Origin of the sequence: Pseudoalteromonas sp. OF7H-1, from assembly GCF_022347825.1 — a bacterium.
GTDB lineage: Bacteria > Pseudomonadota > Gammaproteobacteria > Enterobacterales > Alteromonadaceae > Pseudoalteromonas > Pseudoalteromonas maricaloris.
The window spans coordinates 161,773-184,716 of record NZ_JAKRFX010000010.1; the positions used below are offsets into that span (position 1 = coordinate 161,773).

The window sequence follows — 22,944 nt, forward strand, 5'->3', positions numbered from 1 at the left end:
GGTACTAATAAAATTGCAATAATAAAGGCCGCAAATGCGACCAAATACTTACTAAAGTGCGATCGGAGGACACAGTCACCGACAGGCTGTTAGTTGTTCACGCAAGTGACGGTTTCAAGCAGTTCATAACACTGGTTTTTTGAACCACTGTCTTTTTGAACCCACTTTGTGCCACCGTCATAACGTGCAAAAGTAGACTCATCTTCACCACATTTAGTGGTAAAACGAACCGCATCATCAAACCCGTTGATATGGCAATAACCATACGCATTGTATGCACTTGCCCATACATCAAGCTTTACCGTGCTATTTGCATACACGCTTACATCGTGTAATACCACTTCGGCAGCCACAGAAGAAAACGCACACGTGCTCAATGCCGCAGCAATAATCAGCTTTTTCATTTCATAATCCTTTTACTTATTTTTAGAGTTTGGTTAGTGGGCAATTTGTTACCCACATTGATGATAAAATGTTCTGATTTAAATTTTGCTGCATAAATATGAATAAAAAGTTACTTACATTTTCTGCTCACCGCCATTCTCGCTACTATTTTATGCACACTTTGCTATGCTGCTAATATATACAGGAGCATCCCTATTTGAACGAAACATACAACACGCCATGAGGTTTAAGCGCGTATTATAACTTCACAAAAATATTCGACAGGTCTTTCTCTGCAACATGTAAAAGGCTGGCACAAGCCAAAATACCATCAAAAGCAGCAATATCTTGTATCTCTTCAAAGAATTAGTGTCTCACTGGTTGGCCTAGTTGTGTAGCGGCAATCTTCACTAGCTTTTCGCACGCATCCATTGCGCTGACTTCATAGCCAAGTTGTTTGAACGCGACAGCGTCGCTGCCACTGCCACAACCAGCGTCCAAAATGTGAATAAGACGTTTCTCACACTTTGGTAATTCAAGAAGAAACTCCTGATAAAGCGGTTGCATGTCACCATTGAAACTCTGCAAATTCACGTTTGCTGTCCGTTGCCAACGTGATGCCATAGTAAAGCTGATCTTACTAATCTAAACGGTTAGATAAACGCTCAAACACATAAAGATCCTGTTCGTGAGCGGTTACTTCATCCTTAACCGCTGTATATATTCATTTGAAATTAGATGTAAACGAATGCTGAGAGTATTAAACCCGAAAATCCATAATTTTTGTAGTGATTTACGTCAAATTCCGATGTTTTTGCCACTAAAGTGTTGGATATTTTTTGCCAGACTATTAACACAATGATTAAACCAACCCCACAAAAATAACAAATATAGATGAGCTCGCCTATTACAATGCATTACAACTATTTTTATCACTTTGCTGGCTTGAATGGTGTTTTTGTGTGTTAGGGGTCTAAATATTTTGTAAAAGCTAGCTGAAGTGCGTTAATACATTTAGGTTCGCGCTGTTCTGTTTATGCTGCAATTTCAATATTTACAACTAGCCACATACCAATCACAGATTATGGAAATAAAAAGGCCGCGACTCAAGCATCGCGGCCTCAGGAAAATAGCAGGTTTTAATTACAATTTCTGAAAACGTACTGTGTTGGACAGCTCAGTTTCTTTTTACTTCCAAAGTTACCATTCAGTTGAACTTGGCGACCATTTTTGCCAGAGAGCACTAAATCAACAAGCTTGTCGGTTCCGCTTTGAGCCCAAAAATAAACTGGCTCAGCTCCCGTTATCGACTTCGCATCGTGGATTTTACGAATATAGTTGGCTTCTTTTGGATCTGTGTAATGCTGAGCGCCCAAATAACTCCAAGCTTGAATACCTTGGGTTGACTTGAGGTTGCTATTATACAAATGAACCTTTCCGCCAGCTAAGCTATCGCCACTTGACATAGGGAAAGCAATTTCACTATACCCACTGTTATTTTCTGTACGAATCGCGCCCGAAGAATATGCGTGATCAGCCCAACAATCTGATGCATTGTAGCAACCTACATAGGATTTATTACCTTGTTGATCTATCACAAGCGTGCGGATCATTTTTCTCGATTCAGACGCGGTCTTAGGAACAAAACCGTGGATCCCGTCAGTCTCGTTAACTAACACCTTTAACGAGGTGACTTGCTTTCGGTCGTTGACGGTAATATCCAGATCTTTAACGTAAATGCGCTTAACTATAGTGGTTGTATATGGGTTATAACCATCAACAAGATCGACGTTATTGTCTGGTTGATACAGCAAGGCCTGGTTTAGCTTGTTAAAGCTATTAATATACTCATTATAAAAAGTATCAATTAAGCGCTGCCCATTGCGGTTATACCAAGTTCTTCCGTTATCACTGGAGTACATAAAATACAGATTTGTTCGGTTATCATTCGGGTAATGGCGAAGTTGGCCTCCTCCATCCTTGCCTCGAGCATAACAGTCTGCTGTTGAAAAGCCATTAATGGTACAGCGATCGGGTACGTGCACGTTAAATGCGACCGCGATAACACCATCTTTTTCTGTACTAACAGCATAATGTCCAAAACTCAGCTTATCATCCAGTGCAACTAGTTTTTTACTAGGCTTAACAGCAACTTGTTGGGTGCTCGCATTAGTTGGCGCAACTTCCGTAAAATAAAGCTGCCGACGGGCATCCTGTCGAAACTTGTCTCTCATAGCCGTTGTTGTTTGGATGTAACGAGTATTCAATAGTACAAATTTATCCTCTACCCACCAGGCTTGCGGATAAGTAAAGCCAAGGTAGTGACAAGAAGCGTTGCTATCTGGACAGTTGTGCTCTCTATCTAGGGCACTACCTAATTCATTCTCAGCGTGAACAAGTTCGAATGCGCCTACATTACCATCTCTTAATAAATCGGTTTTCAAAGTTGAACGATAGATTAATCCGCCACGATTGGAGTTGCGGCCTGAAATAAATACGTAAACATAGCCTTTATCATCCATATTGATGACTCCCGTATCGTGGAAGTCACTGGTTTCTTTCACATGGACTATAACAGGCTCCTTAATCTCACCAGTTTTATAGTTATAGGCACCAACAGCAATAACTAAGCGTTCGTAGTTTTTATTCGGTGGCATATTAGCTACAGCGCAATCGGAATGCGCACCATTGATAACGTAATAAGTCCAATCACCACGTTGTATTGCCATTGGTGCAGCTTTCGCAGAGCCCGTCGAAGACGGGCCTGAATACTTTGATACATTGACGCCACCAACTAAAAATAGTTGATTATCTAGGCTATACCAACTACCACGTAGTAGCTTTCTATTTAATCCTCCAGCCAAGTTCAAGTAATTGTACTGTGACAGCTCATCACGAAAGTTATTAGCGTAATTACTATGGGAGTCATCTTGATAGTTTAAGTTTACTTGTTCATAACGACATTTGCCGTGTTTATTGAAGTTGTAAAGATCTGAGTAGCCTTTACTTGAATCGACAGCAAAGCTAGAAAATGCAGGGGAAAGTAAAATTCCGGCTAGCAGCGCTTTTTTCACATTTGTATTCATTGTCATTCCTTTAGTTGAATTAGCTAGTCCCTATAATGAAACTAGAAACCAATTTAATAACAAAGAAAACAAAAATACAACATTGCCATTTGAATAGTTTGGACGGTTTACAACTTTTCCACATTCACCTACATTGAAAATGTAGCTTGAGTCTCAACAGGAAAGTGGCATGCACTTTAAAAATAAAATAACAAACGAGCGTTCTTACAATACCGGTGGCAGTGAGGCGAGTAGCCTTGAGAGCGACCGTGGGCGTATTATCAACAGTGCTGCGCTTAGACGGCTGCAACAAAAAACTCAGGTGTTTCCACTGGAGCGTAATGCGGCGGTGCGTTCGCGCTTAACGCACTCGCTTGAGGTGCAACAAAACGGCCGTTACATTGCTAAAAAAATTGTTGATGCGCTGGTGCAGCAAGGTAGACAAGATTTGCTGCAATATGAAGATAAAAACGGCCAGCAAGTGGATTTGTCTGAGTGTTTGGTCACCTTGTCTGAAATGGCCTGTTTGATGCACGATATTGGTAACCCTGCATTTGGTCACTTTGGCGAGGCCGCTATCAATGATTGGTTTAAACGCTATTTGAACCAGCATCAACAGTTTGCAAAAAGTGCTCGGGCGGCGCTTAGGTATGGCTCAAAGGAGAGCAAGGCGTCTGATCTGGCGGTGCTGAATCAAGAAATGGAGTTACTGCTCGATATTTGTAGTTTTGAGGGTAACGCCCAAGCCATTCGCGTTATTCATACGCTTTCTCGGCTTAACCTTACCTATTCACAATGTGCCACTGTGATGAAATATACCCGCTGCGCGACCACACCTAAATCAACCGTAGCCATTGATAAGTCTTATCTGCAAAAGAAAGCAGGATACTATTTTAGTGAAAGTGGTTTTATCAGTGAGCTGTGCGACAAATTGCAGATCCAAGTGGGTAATCGCCATCCTGTGACTTATATCATGGAAGCGGCTGACGATATTGCTTATTGCCTTGCTGATATGGAAGACGCTGTAGAAAAAGGCATTATTAGCGTAGATGAGTTAACGGGCTGTTTAATAGAGGAATATCAAAATATCGCCGCTGGATTTGGGATCACCGATGACAAGCTGTTAGAGCTTATGAGTAAAAAGCTGCACTATGCCAATGACAAAGCCAGCAAGCATATGGCGAATTTTGATAATGAATTTTTTATTTGGCTCCGCGTGGGGCTGTTGCACCCGCTTGCAGAACATGCCAAAACGCGTTTTATCGATAATATTGATGCAATCTACGAAGGGAGTTTTAATGCTTCGTTACTGGAAGATAATAGCCACCTTCACGCTATTGTAAAGTCGTTGAAAACAGTGGCGGCCAACAAGGTGTTTTCGAATAAAGAAGTAGAGCAGTTGGAGCTTCAAGGCTACAAGATCACCAGCAGCATATTGAATGAATATAAGCGAGTGCTTGACTTAGACGCTGATGAATTTAACGCAGCATTAAATGGCGACCATGACTTTGCGATAGAGTCGCGATTGATTAATCGGATTTCCAAAAAGTATGTTGCGGTATACCGCGAAACGGTCGCGAAGCTTAGTGAGGCTGAGCAAGCCGAGCCGATATTTGAGTTTTATTATCGCTGCCGTCTTATTCAAGATTTTATTAGCGGTATGACTGACCAGTTTGCTTATGATATGTATCGTGCGTTGACCGCGTTGGATTGAGGTTTAGGAAATGTTCGCGCGTCTTGTTGAAAAGATCGCCGCGTGAAGCGGCTCCTACCAGCGGTGATATTTGGGCAATTATCTAGCGGCAGTGTTGTGTGATGGGAGTGGGTTTACTCCGCGATCTTGATGAAAAGATCGCCGCGTCCTGCACAAGTGGCAATAAAGAAGGAGGTGCAAATTGCACCTCCTTTGAGTTTTGCAATCTAGTAGTACTTTACATGGATATTAAAACGTCACGTTTACACCAAACCAAATATTGCGGGCTTTGTCTTTTACGTTGTAGTCGTCGCTAAATACGACTTCACTTACCACACCACGGCCGCTTAGGTATTCGTATTTACCATCGCCGTTTAAGTCGTTGTAATCTGTGCTATAAGACGTAAAGTCTTCATCTAATAAGTTATTGATACGCGCAAACACAGTAACATTGTCGTTAAAGGTGTATTTAGCACCTAAGTGCAGTAGGTTGTAGTTTTTGTAGTACATGGCTTTGTCTAGGTTGTTGTCCCAGCCACGGTAACGATCAGAGCGCATTTCAGCATTTAGCGTTAGTGAAAACTCGTCCGTTACTTGCCAGTTTACCGTGGCATTTGCCATGTGCTCAGCGGTATTGGTTAGTGGTTGACCTTCTTGAGGGCCACTCTTTTGCTCGCTGTCAGTCCAGGTGTAGTTTGCGTAAAGTGAAATTGTATCGGTGAACTGGTAACGGCCTGCAAGCTCAATACCTTGGATCTCAACTTTGTCGATATTGATTTTTTGGCTATAAGTATCGTAACCAAGCTCGTCGTATACACCCAAATTCACGCATGGTTTTGCACCATTGGTTGCAGAGCAGCTCTTGATGGTGTCACCACGGGCGATTTTATCGTCAAACTCCGTTGAGAAGTAAGTGATATTAAAATTGTGGTTCTCTGTTGGGTGCGTCCAATACAATGCAACTTCGTTGTTTACACTGGTTTCTGGTTCAAGATCTGGGTTACCTGCAAACGGTGACGTACCTTGACCACCAAAGCCGGTGATACCATTGTATAAGTCAGTCGTTTGTGGCGTTTTATAACCTGTGCTGATCCCGCCTTTTACTGTCCAATCGTCAGACAGCTCGTATACACCGTATAGGCGCGGAGAAAGTTGGCTACCAAATACATCGTGGTTATCGTGACGGACACCCACTGTAACTGTTAGCGGATCGCTTAAGTACCAGTTATCTTCTACAAATAGCGAGTACATTTGGTGTTCCTGAACGCCTTGATCAACGCCAGACTCCATACCAAATACGCCATCTTGCAATTCACCGTCAACCCACTGGCCGCCCACAACAAACACGTGATCGCCAAGTAAATCGTCAACAGGAATATCCACTCGCGCGTCTAACGTATATTGGTTGCTGTTCAGTGTACGCTTTGGACGTGGTAAGAATGTGCTTTCAGCAAGCGCTTTACGTTCTGCTTCTTCCATATCGGCATATTTACCACTGCCATCGTACATGGCTTGTAGTAGTTTACGCTCTGCAACAGAGAGTGGCATAGTACGGCCATTGTTATCGGTATCAACAAACGCCAATGACACAAAGGTTTCAATATCACCAAACGTACCTTGATGCGTTAGTGACCACCAGCTTCGGTCAAATTCTTGATCCGCCGCATAACCTGCACGTGGATTTACCACACCGCGACGGTCTTGCCAGATTGATTCGATGTTGTCTTTGGTGCCAAGCGGATAGGTAATTTTGCCCGACTCAACGTCGTAGTTTGGTGTATTATCGTACTCTTGATTTGAGATATCGTAGTCAAAAGTAACAGTGTGGTTGTCGTTTGGCGTAAATACAAATGTCGCACCAAGTTGCGTATTAGTGTTATCAACCGTTCTACCACCACTACCAAAACCAAGTTCACGATGATGCAGCTCACCATTTGGATCGATTGCAGGTGAAAACTCAGGGTTCGATGCTTGACGCTCATAAATGCTACCGCGAGCAGAAAAGTTGAGTAAACCTTTAACCAAAGGTCCATAGATACTAAAGTCAGTGGTAATGTCATCACCAAACTGGTCGTTTGTTTGTAGGCTTCGGCCAAAATCGATGCTGCCGGTCCATTCATCTACTGACTTTTTAGTAATAATGTTGATTACGCCGCCCATCGCATCTGCGCCGTAAAGTGTAGAAGCTGGCCCCCTAATGACTTCAATTCGCTCAATGGCACTTTTAGGTGGAATATGGTTAAACGCGTTACCACCAAAGTTATTTGGGTAGATATCACCGTGGTTGTTTTGACGCTTACCGTCGATAAGAAGCAGCGTATATTCACCTGTTAAACCGCGCATACTCACGCTGCCTTGCCCGGTTTTATCTCGAGTTGTGCCAATGTCCACGCCTTCTTGGTACTTCACGGCATCGAGCAAAGTCGTATAGGACTGAGCTTGAATGTCTTCAGCAGTGATCACTGAAATACTCGCTGGTGCTTCTGGTATTTTTTGCTCAAAGCCAGTCGCAGTTACCACGATGCGCTCCATGTCCGGCTGCGCTTTTACCGAATCAGCAAAAGCAACTGGACTAAGGGCAGAAAGCACCAAAGCAGAAAGTACACCACGTTTAAAAGGCGTGTTTGTCATTGTTAATATCCCAAAATTTATTGCATTAAAGTAAATTTTGGCGCGTACTCTAAATGGAAACTGAACAAAAGTCAAAAATATTGATAATTAATCTCATTTGCATTTTTGATTTAGATCATATTTAAGGGACGTTGTAGGTTTATTGATTTTTCTTGGTCTTGCTCATGGAGAGATCGCCGCGTAAAGCGGCGGTCATTAGAGATAGAAGTGCGGGTAAACCCACACCTACCAAATACCCCCTTGGTAGGAGCTGCTTTATGCAGCGATAATTAGAGATAAAATCGTGGAGTAAATCCTCTCCTACCACATATTCAACCCCTTGGTGGGAGGCGCTTTATGCGGCGATCAGTAAAGAAGAGACCACCGCGTAAAGCGCTTGCTACAAGCTAAACAGTAAATTCCCTTGCATTGTCGTTGAGGCGATGACTGGTTTGCTCTAACTGCTCAACAATGGCCATAAACTCATTCATCCGCTTAATTGCTTCTTTGGAAATATCGCTCAGGCCATTGATATTGGTGTTAATGTCTTCGGTTACCGATAACTGCTCCTGTGAGGCGGTGGCGACACCTTGAGTCAAGTCTTTGATTTTGCTCACCGCTTCAAAGATACTATCGAGCACTTCGGAAGATACCATCACCTGCTCTTCCGTCGCTTGCACTTGGTGCTGGCTTTGCTGAATGGCTGTATTCGCACTCCCCGCTTTGGTTTGCAGCTGGTTGATGATATCGCGAATTTCTTCGGTGGATTTTTGGGTTCTTTGTGCAAGGGTCCGTACCTCATCTGCAACAACAGCAAAACCACGGCCTTGCTCTCCCGCCCTCGCCGCTTCGATGGCTGCATTTAATGCAAGCAGGTTAGTTTGCTCTGCGATAGCTTGGATCACGCTCACTACATTTGACACTTGGTCACTTTGCTCAGTCAACTCAGAGATAATATTCGCAGTTTCGTCAAAGCGCACTGACAAATCACTAAACTGCTGACTGGTTTGCGACATCACTTCCATCCCCCGCCGTGCTTCAAGTTCAACCTGATTGGCATAATCTGCGGTACTCACTGTACTGGACGTGACCTCATTGAGTGTTGCGGTCATTTCTTCCGCAGCCGTGGCGATGGTTTCAAGACGGGCATTTTGTTCTTCGCTTATCTCTTTATTACTGCGAATAAAATGCGCCACTTCTTTGGAAGATTGTGACATCGCGCCACCTGCTGAGCCGATATTCGTGACTGTATTTTTAAAGCTATTGAGCATACGGTTTACGATATTGGCCACCGCTTTAATCTCTGTAGCGCCGCTTTCGTCTACCGTTTTTCTAAGATCGTTTGAACTACCTATCTCTTCAAAAGTTCTACCAAGTAACTCTATCGGTTTCACAATACGACGACGAACTAAATACACGCCGAATAAGCTGAAACATACGGTTATTACTAACATCACCATAGCCCACAACACATAAGACTCTACAGCACTGTGGGCCTGTACAACATTTTGTTTAGTACGGTTTTCAAGTTCAGTAAAAAACGATTCAACTGGCTTCATGATGTTGGCTTTATAGCGATGATAATCATCACTGTGAGTAAGCTTAACCGCTTTGTTCAAATCGGGCTCGCCTTGAATGGTGTACTTACCAGCACTATCTTTAAACTTACCTTTTACGGCGTTCATGGCTTCGACTTCTAATGCAACAAGGCCATCGGAATTGGCTTGTGCCTCACTTAAGTAGTTGAGCTCCTTTTGGCTAAAGCCCGCCTCTTTCATGGCATCGAGTAATACTTCTCGCTGACCGTCTGGTTTTGGTTTCTCACCATAGTTAAGCACCAGATCCCAATAAATTTTATGGTAGCCTTCAGGCCTAGGCTTGTCGCCATTACGAATTGCTAATACATCCATATACATCTTTTCGTATTTATCGTTGCCAGTTACCGCATAGGTTCTGCCTAAGCGCGTTAAATCGTCGGAGCTTTGTCTTAATTCGTCGGCCAGTTGATAGGCTTTATAGCGGTTGTCAGCCATTCGTTCAAAATCAAGCAAGGCGTTGTACATGTTAACAACCAATAAGGTAACGATGACGACAAAAACAATAATGCCACCGAAGATAGTGGTCATGAGGATACGGATAGAGTTTAACTTCATGATTCTAGCCTTTATTGAAGCGTTCACAATAAAGACTAGTGCAGGGGTTGAGATTCTTCTAGCATAGAATTAGGAACAAACAGAGTTGACAAAGTAACAGTGAGAACCAAATCAAAAGATCGCGGGGTAAACCCGTTCCTACAACACACTCAAACCCTTGGTAGGAGCCGCTTTAAGCGGCGATCATTAAAGACAAGATCGCGGGGTAAATCCGCCCCTACCACAATAAACACCGCTTAAATACTGGCAGGCATACCCATGCAGCTTGCATAGTAAGTGGTCGTTGCTGGCCAATCAGAGAATACGCCGATTACGCCAACCTCTTTGGCCAATACATCTAGCACTTTAAAAGTATCGCCATCATTATCTATCATCGCCTCACCTGACAGACTGCCGTTGATGCTTTGATAGTACCAACCACCGCCGCTGGCTAGGTGACCAGAGCGCTCTAGTGTCCAAGTGATGATCTCAAGCCCTGCTGCTTTTGCAGCTTTGGCATAAGGTGAGGGTACGATTTCCCCTCCTTCTTCGGTTAATAACATCCACAGAGGTGGTGCGATAATGTTAACACCATCCGCTGCAAGCTCTTCCATCGTTGGCGACAATAGCTCTGGGTTATGCACGATTTGCTCTGCTGATACCATGGTTTCATTGTCTACCGCCTGCGCTTCGTACCTGTCGTCCAAATACACTGCCTGTGCGCCAAACTCTGGATTTTCTTTTATCCAATAGACGACATCGTCCCGATTAAATGACTGCGCCCAGACATTTTTTGGATCTACATTTGCAGCTTTATATTCGTCGATCATTTTTTGTGCGTAGGCTTCTTGTGTAAAACCGTCAAAAGGCATAGCGACTGACGGAGTCTTCAGCTCTGGCGTCATTTTCACGCCTAAACTTTTAAATAACTCAATACTCTGGGCATGGGTCATTAAAGTGCCACGGCTCGAATATAAATCGGTGCGCCAATTTGCCGTGCCATCCATATACTCCTCTACGGTTGTGGCCATTGAGTTTGCGGCATCCATTTTACCTTTTAATGTCTTAAACTCAGCCAAAGTAATGTCGCTGGTACAACACATAGCTTGGGCTGCAATTCCATTTTCAGGATCGCCTGGTACAAATGGTGTTGTACATTTTTGGCCTAAATCCGTTGCTAAAATATTTGTTGTAGTGTGTAAATCACATTGTGAGTGGCGACAAACCAGCTCTTTGTCTTTGGTAAAGGCAACGTCACACTCTAAAATCCCAGCACCCATTTTAGCCGCCGCAATATAAGATTCTTTGGTGTGTTCAGGAAACTGCATTGGCGCACCACGGTGTCCAATTGAAAAGTCTGTTTTATAAAAAGGCCCGTTAGCACACTGCTCAAGCTTGGTTTTGAGTGCACTGTCTTCCATATCTTGAATCAAGAAATCAGGACGTGTGCCCACTTGCATGGCACTTGCGCTACCTGCTGGCACTTCCACAATTACCGGAACTTCAACGACTTTTATTTCAGTCTCCGTTGTGATCACCGGCTTTTCAACCTGTACAACCTCCACAGAATCATCATCACATGCACTCAGTAATAATGCAGCTACGATCGCAGAACAAACGCTTATCTTATTCATTGTATTACCATTATTATTTTAAAGAAGGCTTACGCTAGAGGCTTTGCATTACGATTACGGGAACAAATCATGATTTTTTTGTTACATCTTTTTAACTAAATATAACTCCCCTGACTTGATAATGGTTGTGTAATTTGAATATAAAGAAAAAGAGCCTGCACTTAACAGACTCTTAGATGCGAGATAATTATCTAAGCGGTTAATTAGCTATTTGGCCTCTTAACTCACCACTTGGATTTGCTGGTGTATGCACATTTACGTAGTGACCACCGCCTGCCAGAATCGCAAATATTTCCGCTGTCAATGCTGCATTGGCCGGAGCCATCCAGCGATTGGCATCACTACTATCTTGCATTAATGCCAATAACACAGGGCCGTTTTCACCAGCAATGCCAGTATGTATATGCGCAGCCGTTGCATCGGCAACACCTGAGGTGAGGACTTGTAATTCAAGCTCAAAGCCGTTTCGATTTACCAAAGCATATCCACTACCAGTGGCTGTGGTTGTAACGGCTGGGACTTCTTGCTCGCCACTCAATGGAAACGCTACCAACGTGTAGTTGTCAGTGAGGATCTGACCACGGAGTTCACCACTCGCATTTGCTGGTGTATGCACATTAACATAGTGACCACCCGATGCGAGCACAGCAAAAATCTCAGCGTTGATCATGGTGTTGTCTGGCGTCATCCATACATTCATATCATCGGTGCTTTGCTCAAGGCCAACTAACACATCACCATTCATGCCGATCCGGCCAGTATGAATATGTGCCGCCGTTGCATCCTCAACACCCATTGTCACTACACGAAGTTCAACTTCATAATCGTTCATGTTCACCAATGCGTAGCCGTCCCCTGACGCCATGGTCGATACCGCAGGAACCTCTTGCTGACCTGAAAGCGCAAATGTAGCGAGCGCATAATTTCTGGTAAGAATTTGGCCACGTAGCTCACCACTGGGATTGCTAGGGGTATGGACATTAACATAGTGACCACCCGATGCGAGTACCGCAAAAATCTCAGCATTGATCATGGTGTTGTCTGGCGTCATCCATACATTCATATCATCGGTGCTTTGCTCAAGGCCCACTAAAACATCACCATTCATGCCGATCCGGCCAGTATGAATATGTGCCGCCGTTGCATCTTCAACACCCATTGTCACTACGCGAAGTTCAACTTCATAATCGTTCATGTTAACCAGTGCGTAGCCATCCCCTGACGCCATTGTCGATACTGCAGGAACCTCTTGCTGACCTGAAAGCGCAAATGTAGCGAGCGCATAATTGCTGGTAAGAATTTGGCCACGTAACTCACCACTTGGATTGCTAGGAGTATGGACATTAACATAGTGACCACCCGATGCGAGTACCGCAAAAATCTCAGCATTGATCATAGTGTTGTCTGGCGTCATCCATACATTCATATCATCGGTGCTTTGCTCAAGGCTCACTAAAACATCACCATTCATACCGATCCGACCGGTATGAATATGTGCCGCCGTTGCATCCTCAACACCGCTAGTGACAACTCTGAGCTCTACTTCATAGTTATCAGTGTTAACAAGGGCATAGCCATCACCGGATGCCATTGTTGCTACTGCTGGCACTTCCTGTTTGCCGGATAAGTCAAATGTCGCAACGGCGTAATTGTTCGTCAAGATTTGGCCGCGGATCTCACCATTTGGTAGCTCTGGCGTATGAACATTGACGTAGTGTCCACCCGAGAGCAAAACGTTCAACGTCGCTTCGTCGATCATCGTGTCATCTGGCGTTACCCAGTCTGTCATTACTTCGTCGTCCTGCTCTAACACCACAAGCACATCGCCGTTCATACCAATGCGGCCAGTGTGAATATGTGCTGCAGTGGCATCATCGACGTCCATAGTGACCGCGCGAAGATAAAGCTCGCCGTCGGTGCTGTCGTATGACGCATAACCATACCCCATGGCACTACTTTCATTCATTGGCACCTGTTGTGAGCCATCTAATTTGAACGTGATCACGCTTACCGTGTCTGGCACAATCTGAGCGCGTAACTCGCCGTTTGGAAAGGCTTCGGTGTGTAGATTGATATACCAATCACCATCCAACATATCCTCAATTAGATCCTCAGACAGATCTGTGATTGGAATACTGACCTTATTGTCATCTGATGCTTCAAAAGCGAATGCCACATCGCCATTCGCCCCCAAATCACCATCGTGAATATGTGCAGCACTAAAACCTTCGACGTCGCTGTAGTCGAGTGTTGCTCTGAATTGCATCAGATTTTCATCAAGCTCAACTGTTGCGGAAGCGGTTTGCATTGACGTATTCATCGGTACTTCTTGCTTTCCTGATAACATCAATTCAAAGGTCTTAGTCGCTGAAAACTCTTGGACTGGCGGGGGTGGCGGAGGTGTAACAGTATCGTTATCGTCGTTATCGCTGCATGCCATAAGAAGCATGAGGCTGGCACTTACTATAAACTTTTTCATTATACTCATCCTGTAGACTCGGTTAAAAAGAATGACTTTTGTCACCCATAGCTAACCCTTACGAACAGAGTTGAATAAAAGTTCATCAAATTTGCAAAATTATTGTATATTTTTTGTCTGTACCTAATTGCACCAACCGCAATACCAACTTTTGCCTGATCACCCTTTGATACCGATGGTACTAACGCTTGAATGGCATTAGTTCCAGCTCAGTGATATCAATGAATTTCTCACAATAATTGTGAAACCTCATTGCCATATAAGAGTCATATTTTTGTGATTAAGTAGCTGCTTTAACAATAATAATCAGGATATTTTATGTTTAAGCACTCACTTATCGCGCTCTCTTTGCTTTCTCTTCTCACTGGCTGTTCACTTGATGGTGACGATGGCGCCACAGGCTCGCAAGGGCAACAAGGCGTTGCCGGACAAGATGGTAACGATGGTCAAAATGGCTCCGACGGCCAAGATGGAGCAAACGGACAAGACGGAACCAATGGCACTAACGCCAATAGCGTGCTTGAAATAAGTCTTGTGGGACGCGCAGTGCTTAATGCAGAAAGCCCTGAAGGCGCCGCTGAAATTGTCGCTTACCAAGCATCCAAAAAATGGATATATGCCATTAATAGTTCAGGCAGTGCCGCTGTGGTTGAAGTTATTCCAGCAACCAGCTTTGATACGGCCGCTCTGGTCAAAAATAATGAAGGTGTTATTACCGCTACAAATTTAACATCAGCCATGACAATCAACTTAAACGACAATACACCCGGCGACGCAAACAGTATTGCAGTTGACGAAAACAACCAACTATTGGCAGTTGCAATGGCTGCCAAGACTACGGGTGACGCAGGACAAATCGCTTTTTATGATATCTCAGGTGCAACTCCGGCCTTTGTTAAAAATGTAACGGCGGGTGCACTACCTGATATGGTTACCTTTACTCATGATGGCAGCAAGGTCGTGGTCGCAAATGAAGGGGAACCCGCAGGTGACTACAGCGTTGATCCTGAAGGTAGCATCAGCATTATCAACATTACAAATGGCGTAGTTGCAAATACAGCAACACAATTAAACTTTAGCGCATTTAACACCAAGCAAGCTGAGCTAGAAGCACAAGGCATTGTCTTCGCCAATCCAACTGGTCGCACTATCAATGGCAAACTTATTAATACGACAGTTGCGATGGATTTAGAACCGGAATATGTCACCATCTCTAAAGACAACCGCTTCGCATATGTTTCAATTCAAGAAAACAACGCACTCGCTATCGTAGATCTAAGTGACAACAGCCTTAATTTAGTCGGTTTGGGATTCAAAGACTGGTCTAATTACACCATGGATGCCTCGGATAAAGATAAAAAGATCAATTTTAAAAAGTACCCCGGTCTTTATGGCATGTATCAGCCAGACACTATCTCTAGCTACACGTGGAAAGGCGCTAACTTTATTGTCTCTGCTAACGAAGGTGATGGTAGAGAATACTTTTTTGATGCTGCCGATGAAGCCGACTGTACCGCGAAAGGTGGTCTAGATTACGATAAAGACGATGGCTGTTTAGCGTACATTGATGAGAGCCGTGCCGAAGATCTTACCCTAGCAAGCAACTTTGCTTATCTCAATAATGACGATGACGACATTGGTCGCCTTAAAGTCACAACGGTGAAAGGCGATGAAAATAATGACGGCCAATATGAAGCGCTGTACACCTATGGTGCACGTTCATTCACCATTTGGGATAGCAACGGCCTTGTGGTGTTCGACTCAGGCGATCAAATCGAGCGGATCACAGCCTCCGTGCATGGCGCACAATTTAACAATGATGAAGACACCAATGAAGGCGATACGCGCTCCGATGCAAAAGGCCCAGAGCCGGAAGCACTAGCGCTAGGTCAAATTGGTGAACGCACTTTTGCATTCGTTGGCTTAGAGCGTATGGGTAGTATCATGGTTTACGATATCACCAACCCTTACGATGTTAAGTTTGAAGATTATTTTTACAACCGTGGATTAGTTGAAGATGCCGAAATCAGTGGCGACTTAGCCCCAGAGGGCATGGCATTTATTCCTGCCGACAAAAGTGCAACTGGCGAAGCCTTATTGGTGATCGGTAATGAAATTTCCGGCTCAGTTGCAGTATGGCAAATCGCTGAAAAATAAAGCATTCACATTAGTCGCAGTGGGAGGCGCTCTACGCGCCGATCTTGATGAAAAGATCGCGGGGTGAACCCGCTCCTACACCATATTCAAGCCTTTGGTGTGAGCCACTTTACGCGCCGATTTTGATGAAAAGCTCGCGGGGTGAACTCGCTTCTACACCATATTCAGGCTTTTGGTGGGAGCCGCTTTATGCGGCGATTATTAAGTTATTCTGACAATCCTTTGACCGTATTTGTGAGGTTTTCTGCGCCTTGCTTTATTTCATTCATCACTTTATTCACTTCATCGATTTGTGCAAGACCAAGCTCTGTGCTTTCAGACACCGTATTCATCAGTGCGGTGGCTTCTTTAGTTAACACTTCATTCTGATTTACCACATCATTGATTTCGTTGGTCGACTGCGAAGTACGTGCTGCCAAGCTTCTTACTTCATCGGCTACCACCGCAAACCCTCTTCCCTGCTCGCCCGCTCTGGCGGCTTCTATCGCGGCATTTAACGCAAGTAGGTTAGTTTGCTCTGCAATCGCACTGATGGTAGACACAATTGCCGAAATCCCTTTTGACTGTTCATTAAGCTGTGCTATCGCGGCCATTGCACTTTGCACTTGATTAGAAATAAGCCCGGAGGTACTGACGGATTCTTGCAACAGCAAGCTCGCACGGGCCGCTATTTGCTCGGTTTGCTCTGATGTCACCTGCGCAACCTCAGCAGCTTGTGCGACTCGATGCGCTTTTTGCACCCGCGCCGTGATATTTGTTGCAAACTTTATCACTTTAATGACTTTGCCATGTTCATCAAAGATAGGGTTATACGTTGCTTCAATCCAAATATCTTCGCCATGCTTACCTAAGCGATGAAAGCGACCACTTTTATGCTGGCCTTTTGCCAGCTCTTGCCAAAAATGTGGCTGCTCTTTATAAAAGCTGTCGTCACAGAACATTCGATGATGCTGACCTTTAATCTCACTGAGTTTATAACCCACAGTTGCCGTGAAATTTGGATTCGCATCTAAAATAACGCCCTCGGGTGTAAACTCTATGGTTGCCATGGACTTATTGAGTGCGTTAGCTATCGCTTCTTGTGCTTTTATAGTGAGCTTTTCTGCTGTGATGTCATTCGCAATTTTAACAATACGGGTCACTTTGCCATTTTCTTCAACCGGAAAATAGGTCGCATCGAGCCAAACTACGTCACCTGCTTTGGTAAAGCGCTCAAAATTACCAAACTGAGCTTGGCCACGCTTAAGGCTTGCCCAGAAACTGCGATATTCCGGAGAATTTACGTAGTCCTTGTGGCAAAAAATACGATGGTGCTGTCCTATCACTTCAGCCTCTGTGTAACCCACGACAGCGAGAAAATGTTGATTGACTGCAGCTATTTGACCATCGGGTGTAAATTCAATTTTTGCGACCGCTTCATCAATCGCAGAAAGTAATGCCCGAGCACGGTTGAGTTCAGCGGTCAAATTTTCAACTTCTTGATTTGGCTTTCGAAAAAAGTTCATAAGCTATTCCGTAACAAACAATATGCATGACTGCATTATTATCATAATTTTGGTAATAAAGTATGAATTATAGATAAGAAAGTGGAGTTTGGCGTTCTAACATACGCACCAAAACAAGCCGCGCGCTGATCACACAAGCAACGCGACTTGGCATTATATCAATGGTATTGACTAACCAGTGCTTTGGATAACTACTTCTGTACCGTTAGACGGTAGTCACCCGCACCGCTGTATGAGTAAACCAAAATGCGGTAATAACCTGAATTTGCCGTATAGTTAATTGACTCTTGTGAGGTTGGCGTCTCCGAAATGGCAACTTGTTGCCATGCTCCACCTTGCCAAGCTTCGAGTTTCAAATCGAAGTCTGCGTTCGCTGGCCCCTCTAAAGTAAGTGCTATTGTGCCACCGCTGTACTGAAACCAACTGCCGTCAGGTTGTATGGCTTGTTGCTTGTCTGCTAAGTATCCAGTGTAAACATCTCCCGCTGGTGGTGGGGTTGTACTACCGCTTACGGTAAATTGGATCTCTGTAGCGGGATCAGAAATATTGCTGATGGACAAGCCAGAGTCGCTTCCATTCCACCATAAGGCATTCGTCCCTTTGCTACTCAACGCATTCGGCAGTGTGGCGCTAAACTCTCCTGCCACATCAAATAAATCGCCATTATCCCCACGGTTGCGACCATTTTCAGGATCTCGTTTGGCATCACCATGCTCCATTTGGATATACGGATACCATTCATTCGAGTTATTGCCCGCAGAATCAACGTGCCAAATAGCCAAACCTGAATCGAGTTGCTCTGAGTTTTGTCCCGATTGATGAATAGCCTCAATGTAAAAGGCTTCATTCGCGTTACTTGGGTTGGTCCATTTATATGAGCTATTAGCGCCCGAAGTATGACTGAGCCTTCCCGTTGGGGCATTAGCATTTACGGCTGGATTAAGTTCAGTTACCGTATCCCAACCAGCTATGGCCCTGAAGTGTGCGACAGGTGGCGTCGGCTTAAAACGGTTGGAAGCACCAATCGCGCCAAATCCCATAACGCCAAAACTTGCGACTGAGCCTTCTGAGCTGCCGTCATAATCATAAAGATCGGGCCAATTTGTGATTAAGTGACCTGACTCATGTACAAAGGTGCCAATTGCAAGGCTATTTCCCATATCCGTGATTTGATAGCGATCGGTACACACGCCATCAGCACAAAAACGTGGACTGAGTCTTGCCATATGTGGCCACAGACCTTTAGACCATGCACTATCAGAGTTGCCGGCATAAAAAATATTTAATCCACGGATCTGCCCACTACTATTTGTAGTCAGCGAGCTAAAATCAAATCCCTGTTGAAATTCAAGCCAGTTCAGCGCTTCTTTTATGAGTTCTTGCGAGCGTACTGTTGAGCTTAATGCGCTATCCGCGTAATACGCTTTGTTTTTCTTTGCGGTGTAATAAGCCGTTACCGTATTGGTATAATCCAGCTTGCCTCCAGAGACCGACGAAAAATACCCTCTTACTGACTGCGCATTACCAAATTCATTGTAATTTTGGTCATTTAAAAAACGCTCAACCTGCGCTTTTGTGATAGTGCCGCGCTCATCAGGGAAATCGATGATGATAGTTAACCCTTTTACTTGACCGCTGATCTCGGCATTCAACGCCATTGCATTATCACTACGCTCAAACTGATGCATATGTATCAAGTCGACTGGTGTTTGGTTTTGACCCAACATTACCTGCTGCGCCGCTTTTACCTTTTTTGCAATAGCAGTTGAGGATAGTCCTTGCTGCATAGCATTTACTGAGTGACGTTGTATGCCTTGCTTGTTGCGTTTGGTCACAAGCTTACCTGTAGATATAAGCTGCTCACCATCAGCCGAAACCTGTGCGTAAGCCATGCCTTTAAGTGATGCATCATACACCACAAGCTCGCCGTCAGGTGTACGCTGCTGAGCAAAGTACGTATTACCATTAAGAATAAGTGTTATTACCTCACCACTCGGTTGGGTAAATTGGTACTGTTCGTTTTTATAAGGGATCGCCGCGTTTACTGCGACACTGGTTGCCAATAATGAGGTTGCGATAATTGCTGATGTTAATTTCATTTTTCCTTTCCTAGGTTACATGTTGTACAATCCATTAACATACAGAATGGATACAAAATTGCAACAACTCTCAAACCATTAAAGGTACAAAATTTATCAACCAGATAAATAACAAATAGTTACATAGCTTGTAATTCCATCATTTTAGAAGCTTTATATTTCAAAGTGAGCAAAAAAAATCCGTTTAAACTATTTTTTTCAATTTTTAGTTTACAAGTACTAAACATTACATTAGCATTGGTCTCGTTCCTTTGGGGCTGCACCTTTTTACCTGCGTATCTAGGCGTGCCTAAAGTCACAATTGAACTCCCGAGAAGTAGAGCTTGCCGACTGGGATGTTGGCATTATTGGGATTTCCTTGGCACAGCTTGTTGCTATTGGAGTTTTTATGCAGGCCAGATGGCCTGCTTTTTTTTGTCCAAAATTCGCCATCTAAGCTTTATACCAATTGCCGAGTGCAACTCAACTGGTTAAACTCAAAGCACATGTTCCTGATTTGATGTAAACCATGTCGGCACTACGTAAACCCGTTTCGGTATTGGTCGTAATATACAACGAACATAATGAGTTTTTGCTATTACAAAGAGCAGACGATAAACACTTTTGGCAATCAGTCACTGGGGGAGTAGATCCCGGTGAAACTCCAATCACTGCCGCGTATCGAGAGTTAAAAGAAGAGACAGGTATTGACGCCGCGGCGCTTGGGATCACCATCCACTCGCATAATAAAACGAATCAATACACTATAAGACCGCAGTGGCGCCATCGTTATGAGCCGGGTGTTACCATAAACACTGAGCATGTTTTTAGTATCCAAGTACCGTCAGGGATCAGTGTGGTACTTGCTGAAGATGAACATACAGACTTTATTTGGCTTAACAAAACACACGCTTGTGAACGCGTCTGGTCCCCAAGCAATCGACAGGAAATAGAACTCATAGGAGTATGATTGAGCTATGTTTACGACATTAGGATCTTTACAAACACCATGTTTAGTTGTTGATAAAATTGCTTTTTTGCATAACCTTTCGCGTATGGAAAAGCATCTTGATGCTTTTAATGTGGCCCTTCGCCCACATTTGAAAACGGTAAAATCCATTGCAGCCGCAAGCTATATTTTGGCCGACAAACAAGCAGGATGTACGGTCTCCACCCTAAAAGAAGCGGAAACGTTTGCTGCACAAGGTTACACCAATATCACTTATGCGGTGGGGATCACAGAAGATAAGCTACAACGCGTTCTTGCCCTAATCAACCAAGGTGTCAATCTAACCATATTGCTAGACAGCATGGAACAAGCCATGCTTGTCTCGCAATTTTGCTCGGAAAATGAGTGCACGATTCCTTGCTTGATAGAAATAGACTGCGACGGACATCGCGCAGGACTTAGCCCTAAAAACAAAGAAATCGTGACCATCGCAACCATACTGGAAAGCAGTGGTTTATATCGGGGTTTACTAACGCATGCCGGTGGCTCATACGCGTGTAGCACGGCTGAGCAACTAATACAGTTTGCTGAGAAAGAGCGCTTAGCCGTTGTGGCTGCTGCATCCATGCTGGAAGAGGCTGGGATCACCACAGCAGTGCTGAGTATTGGCTCTACCCCAACGGCACTGTCAACGCAAAACCTCGATGGGATCACTGAAGTGCGAGCTGGGGTCTATACATTCTTCGACCTTGTGATGGCTGGTATCGGCATATGTGACATCGAAGATATTGCACTAAGCGTGCTAACGCGTGTCACTGGTATCAAACGTAGTGAAAATAAGCTCTTTATAGATGCAGGCTGGATGGCGCTTTCAAGAGACAGAGGTACCGCGAGTCAAGCGTTTGATTGCGGCTATGGCCTCGTCTGTGACCAAGCGGGTAATTTGCTGCCTGGGCTCAAAGTAACCTCAGCAAATCAAGAACATGGCGTTATTGAATGTGAACCCGGCTTCACCTTACCAGACGTGAAACATGGTGACCTACTACGTATTTTACCAAATCATGCATGTGCAACAGCTGCTCAGCACTCGGGCTATCATGTGTTAAGTCATGATGACATCGAGTTTTGGCCAAGATTTGGGGGGTGGTGATAGCTGTACCGCCCGACACAGGATCAGGAGCATTCTTAGTGGATTAGTTTGAGCCGAGTTGATCTATGTAGCGCTCTATAACTTCCTGAATAGATCGATGCTCCTGAACGGGTAAATAATTTATATGGGCCAATAAAAACTCTTTGGTACCATAATTACTGAGTAGTATCTGATTTACTCTCTCTAACACCTGCCTGCTTACTTGAGTCTTATTACACATCACATGACCTAAAATAAACCGAGGTGAATCCGCGATTAGATAGGACTCATATTTATCTTGATTGGCTTTCGCGTATCGCATCACTTCAACAGGGTAACCAAGCAGAAAATCCACACGTTTCAACTCGAACATCCGATGTACAGTTTCATAATGATTACTTCCACCTCTCACCACTTTATTAGCGCTATCCACCTGTGCTAATTGCTTATCTAAAAAAGGCCCATATGACAGATCGTCAGCAGTTACTATCAGCTTATTTCTGTATACGTTAAAAAGTTGCATAAGAGAGACTACATTACCTTCTTCATCAAGCACTTCTTTAGATAGCGGAGGTGAATCAGCATGTTGATATAGACGTCTACTGATATAAAAATTTACTGGCAAGCTGAATAGAAAGTTTTTTTCGCGATAAGTAGTTTTTACTTTGTTAAGAGTGCAAATAGCTGATTTATCTTGCTTTAGCATTGAGCGTAACGTCCGTTTATAACTTGCGCCGAGAAACTCAATGTTTGAGAGGTTTAACTGTTCAAATAGTATTTTGTTGGTTGCGCCAGCAATATTTTCAGGTTTAGCTTTTTGCGTCAAAATAGCGAGGTCTTCTTCATCATCCAAAAATATCTGAATCGTTGTTGCATCAACATTAGCAGTGACAGCTAAGCAAAAAACGACAAATAGGTACCTCAGAAAATTCATATACATCATTCAATTACCTGGTAAACAAAAGGATTCCTGAGCCTAATACCTCCCTCTCTAAATTTAGTTGAGGATTTTACGATTGTAAAATCCATACCTTTCATCAACTCACAAGAATATTATATTGAATATTGTATACTTTAATCCTATGTTAAATAGGCTTGTAAATTAGCAAGCTTATTTAATAAGGATACA

Annotated in this window: 14 protein-coding genes; 4 read left to right on the plus strand and 10 right to left on the minus strand. The window is 43.9% G+C overall.

What is annotated here, in order from left to right:
• Positions 1-89 precede the first annotated feature (89 nt).
• From MHN30_RS14130 to MHN30_RS14140, 3 genes are all read right to left on the minus strand, one after another.
• On the minus strand, positions 90-404 hold the full coding sequence (locus MHN30_RS14130) for a hypothetical protein (protein ID WP_069021981.1): 315 nt from the start codon (positions 402-404) through the stop codon (positions 90-92).
• A gap of 346 nt (positions 405-750) precedes the next feature.
• A complete protein-coding gene (locus MHN30_RS14135; RefSeq protein WP_165384141.1) occupies positions 751-978 on the minus strand; it encodes a methyltransferase domain-containing protein in 228 nt (75 codons plus the stop codon).
• 545 nt (positions 979-1,523) lie between these two features.
• On the minus strand, positions 1,524-3,470 hold the full coding sequence (locus MHN30_RS14140) for a BNR-4 repeat-containing protein (protein ID WP_165384140.1): 1,947 nt from the start codon (positions 3,468-3,470) through the stop codon (positions 1,524-1,526).
• A gap of 169 nt (positions 3,471-3,639) precedes the next feature.
• Here MHN30_RS14140 and dgt point away from each other — a divergent pair, with 169 nt between their 5' ends.
• The gene (gene dgt / locus MHN30_RS14145) at positions 3,640-5,163 is read left to right on the plus strand and encodes a dGTPase (protein WP_130166009.1); all 1,524 of its coding nucleotides are present in this window, start codon (positions 3,640-3,642) and stop codon (positions 5,161-5,163) included.
• A gap of 228 nt (positions 5,164-5,391) precedes the next feature.
• On the opposite strand, the gene MHN30_RS14150 is transcribed toward dgt, so the two are convergent.
• The 4 genes from MHN30_RS14150 to MHN30_RS14165 all read right to left on the minus strand — a co-directional run bounded on the left by MHN30_RS14150 (position 5,392) and on the right by MHN30_RS14165 (position 13,997).
• Positions 5,392-7,773 carry a TonB-dependent receptor gene (locus MHN30_RS14150; protein WP_239360088.1) on the minus strand — a complete coding sequence of 794 codons (2,382 nt, stop codon included), beginning with the start codon at positions 7,771-7,773 and terminating at the stop codon, positions 5,392-5,394.
• 386 nt (positions 7,774-8,159) lie between these two features.
• Positions 8,160-9,905: a methyl-accepting chemotaxis protein gene (locus MHN30_RS14155; RefSeq protein WP_130166007.1), complete on the minus strand. Its 1,746-nt coding sequence runs from the start codon at positions 9,903-9,905 to the stop codon at positions 8,160-8,162.
• Between the two features lie 236 nt (positions 9,906-10,141).
• Positions 10,142-11,518, minus strand: coding sequence for a glycerophosphodiester phosphodiesterase family protein (locus MHN30_RS14160; RefSeq protein ID WP_039491772.1), 1,377 nt, complete (start codon positions 11,516-11,518; stop codon positions 10,142-10,144).
• 199 nt (positions 11,519-11,717) lie between these two features.
• Entirely contained in the window at positions 11,718-13,997 is a 2,280-nt protein-coding gene (locus tag MHN30_RS14165) for a CHRD domain-containing protein (protein WP_239360089.1), read from the minus strand.
• Positions 13,998-14,315: 318 nt separating this feature from the next.
• Between MHN30_RS14165 and MHN30_RS14170 the strand changes: the two genes are divergently transcribed.
• Positions 14,316-16,154 carry a choice-of-anchor I family protein gene (locus MHN30_RS14170; protein ID WP_130166005.1) on the plus strand — a complete coding sequence of 613 codons (1,839 nt, stop codon included), beginning with the start codon at positions 14,316-14,318 and terminating at the stop codon, positions 16,152-16,154.
• Positions 16,155-16,360: 206 nt separating this feature from the next.
• Here MHN30_RS14170 and MHN30_RS14175 read toward each other — a convergent pair whose 3' ends face one another.
• Both MHN30_RS14175 and MHN30_RS14180 read right to left on the minus strand, forming a co-directional pair.
• Complete coding sequence (locus MHN30_RS14175; RefSeq protein ID WP_130166004.1) at positions 16,361-17,659, minus strand: PAS domain-containing methyl-accepting chemotaxis protein; 1,299 nt, start codon at positions 17,657-17,659, stop codon at positions 16,361-16,363.
• 191 nt (positions 17,660-17,850) lie between these two features.
• On the minus strand, positions 17,851-19,758 hold the full coding sequence (locus tag MHN30_RS14180) for a M6 family metalloprotease domain-containing protein (RefSeq protein WP_130166003.1): 1,908 nt from the start codon (positions 19,756-19,758) through the stop codon (positions 17,851-17,853).
• 508 nt (positions 19,759-20,266) lie between these two features.
• Between MHN30_RS14180 and nudB the strand changes: the two genes are divergently transcribed.
• Together nudB and MHN30_RS14190 are read left to right on the plus strand one after the other, a co-directional pair.
• On the plus strand, positions 20,267-20,707 hold the full coding sequence (nudB, locus tag MHN30_RS14185; RefSeq protein ID WP_130166002.1) for a dihydroneopterin triphosphate diphosphatase: 441 nt from the start codon (positions 20,267-20,269) through the stop codon (positions 20,705-20,707).
• Between the two features lie 7 nt (positions 20,708-20,714).
• Positions 20,715-21,836 (plus strand): alanine racemase, encoded by a 1,122-nt coding sequence (locus MHN30_RS14190; protein ID WP_130166001.1) that lies wholly within the window; start codon positions 20,715-20,717, stop codon positions 21,834-21,836.
• Between the two features lie 43 nt (positions 21,837-21,879).
• Here MHN30_RS14190 and MHN30_RS14195 read toward each other — a convergent pair whose 3' ends face one another.
• The gene (locus MHN30_RS14195; protein ID WP_017218222.1) at positions 21,880-22,758 is read right to left on the minus strand and encodes a hypothetical protein; all 879 of its coding nucleotides are present in this window, start codon (positions 22,756-22,758) and stop codon (positions 21,880-21,882) included.
• Between the last annotated feature and the right edge of the window lie 186 nt (positions 22,759-22,944).

What these genes read in the sequence shown, in the direction of transcription:
- MHN30_RS14130 (WP_069021981.1), bottom strand. Translation starts at nt 404, where the DNA reads ATGAAAAAGCTGATTATTGCTGCGGCATTGAGCACGTGTGCGTTTTCT.
- MHN30_RS14140 (WP_165384140.1), bottom strand. Translation starts at nt 3,470, where the DNA reads ATGAATACAAATGTGAAAAAAGCGCTGCTAGCCGGAATTTTACTTTCC.
- dgt (WP_130166009.1), top strand. Translation starts at nt 3,640, where the DNA reads ATGCACTTTAAAAATAAAATAACAAACGAGCGTTCTTACAATACCGGT.
- MHN30_RS14150 (WP_239360088.1), bottom strand. Translation starts at nt 7,773, where the DNA reads ATGACAAACACGCCTTTTAAACGTGGTGTACTTTCTGCTTTGGTGCTT.
- MHN30_RS14155 (WP_130166007.1), bottom strand. Translation starts at nt 9,905, where the DNA reads ATGAAGTTAAACTCTATCCGTATCCTCATGACCACTATCTTCGGTGGC.
- MHN30_RS14160 (WP_039491772.1), bottom strand. Translation starts at nt 11,518, where the DNA reads ATGAATAAGATAAGCGTTTGTTCTGCGATCGTAGCTGCATTATTACTG.
- MHN30_RS14165 (WP_239360089.1), bottom strand. Translation starts at nt 13,997, where the DNA reads ATGAAAAAGTTTATAGTAAGTGCCAGCCTCATGCTTCTTATGGCATGC.
- MHN30_RS14170 (WP_130166005.1), top strand. Translation starts at nt 14,316, where the DNA reads ATGTTTAAGCACTCACTTATCGCGCTCTCTTTGCTTTCTCTTCTCACT.
- MHN30_RS14175 (WP_130166004.1), bottom strand. Translation starts at nt 17,659, where the DNA reads ATGAACTTTTTTCGAAAGCCAAATCAAGAAGTTGAAAATTTGACCGCT.
- MHN30_RS14180 (WP_130166003.1), bottom strand. Translation starts at nt 19,758, where the DNA reads ATGAAATTAACATCAGCAATTATCGCAACCTCATTATTGGCAACCAGT.
- nudB (WP_130166002.1), top strand. Translation starts at nt 20,267, where the DNA reads ATGTCGGCACTACGTAAACCCGTTTCGGTATTGGTCGTAATATACAAC.
- MHN30_RS14190 (WP_130166001.1), top strand. Translation starts at nt 20,715, where the DNA reads ATGTTTACGACATTAGGATCTTTACAAACACCATGTTTAGTTGTTGAT.
- MHN30_RS14195 (WP_017218222.1), bottom strand. Translation starts at nt 22,758, where the DNA reads ATGATGTATATGAATTTTCTGAGGTACCTATTTGTCGTTTTTTGCTTA.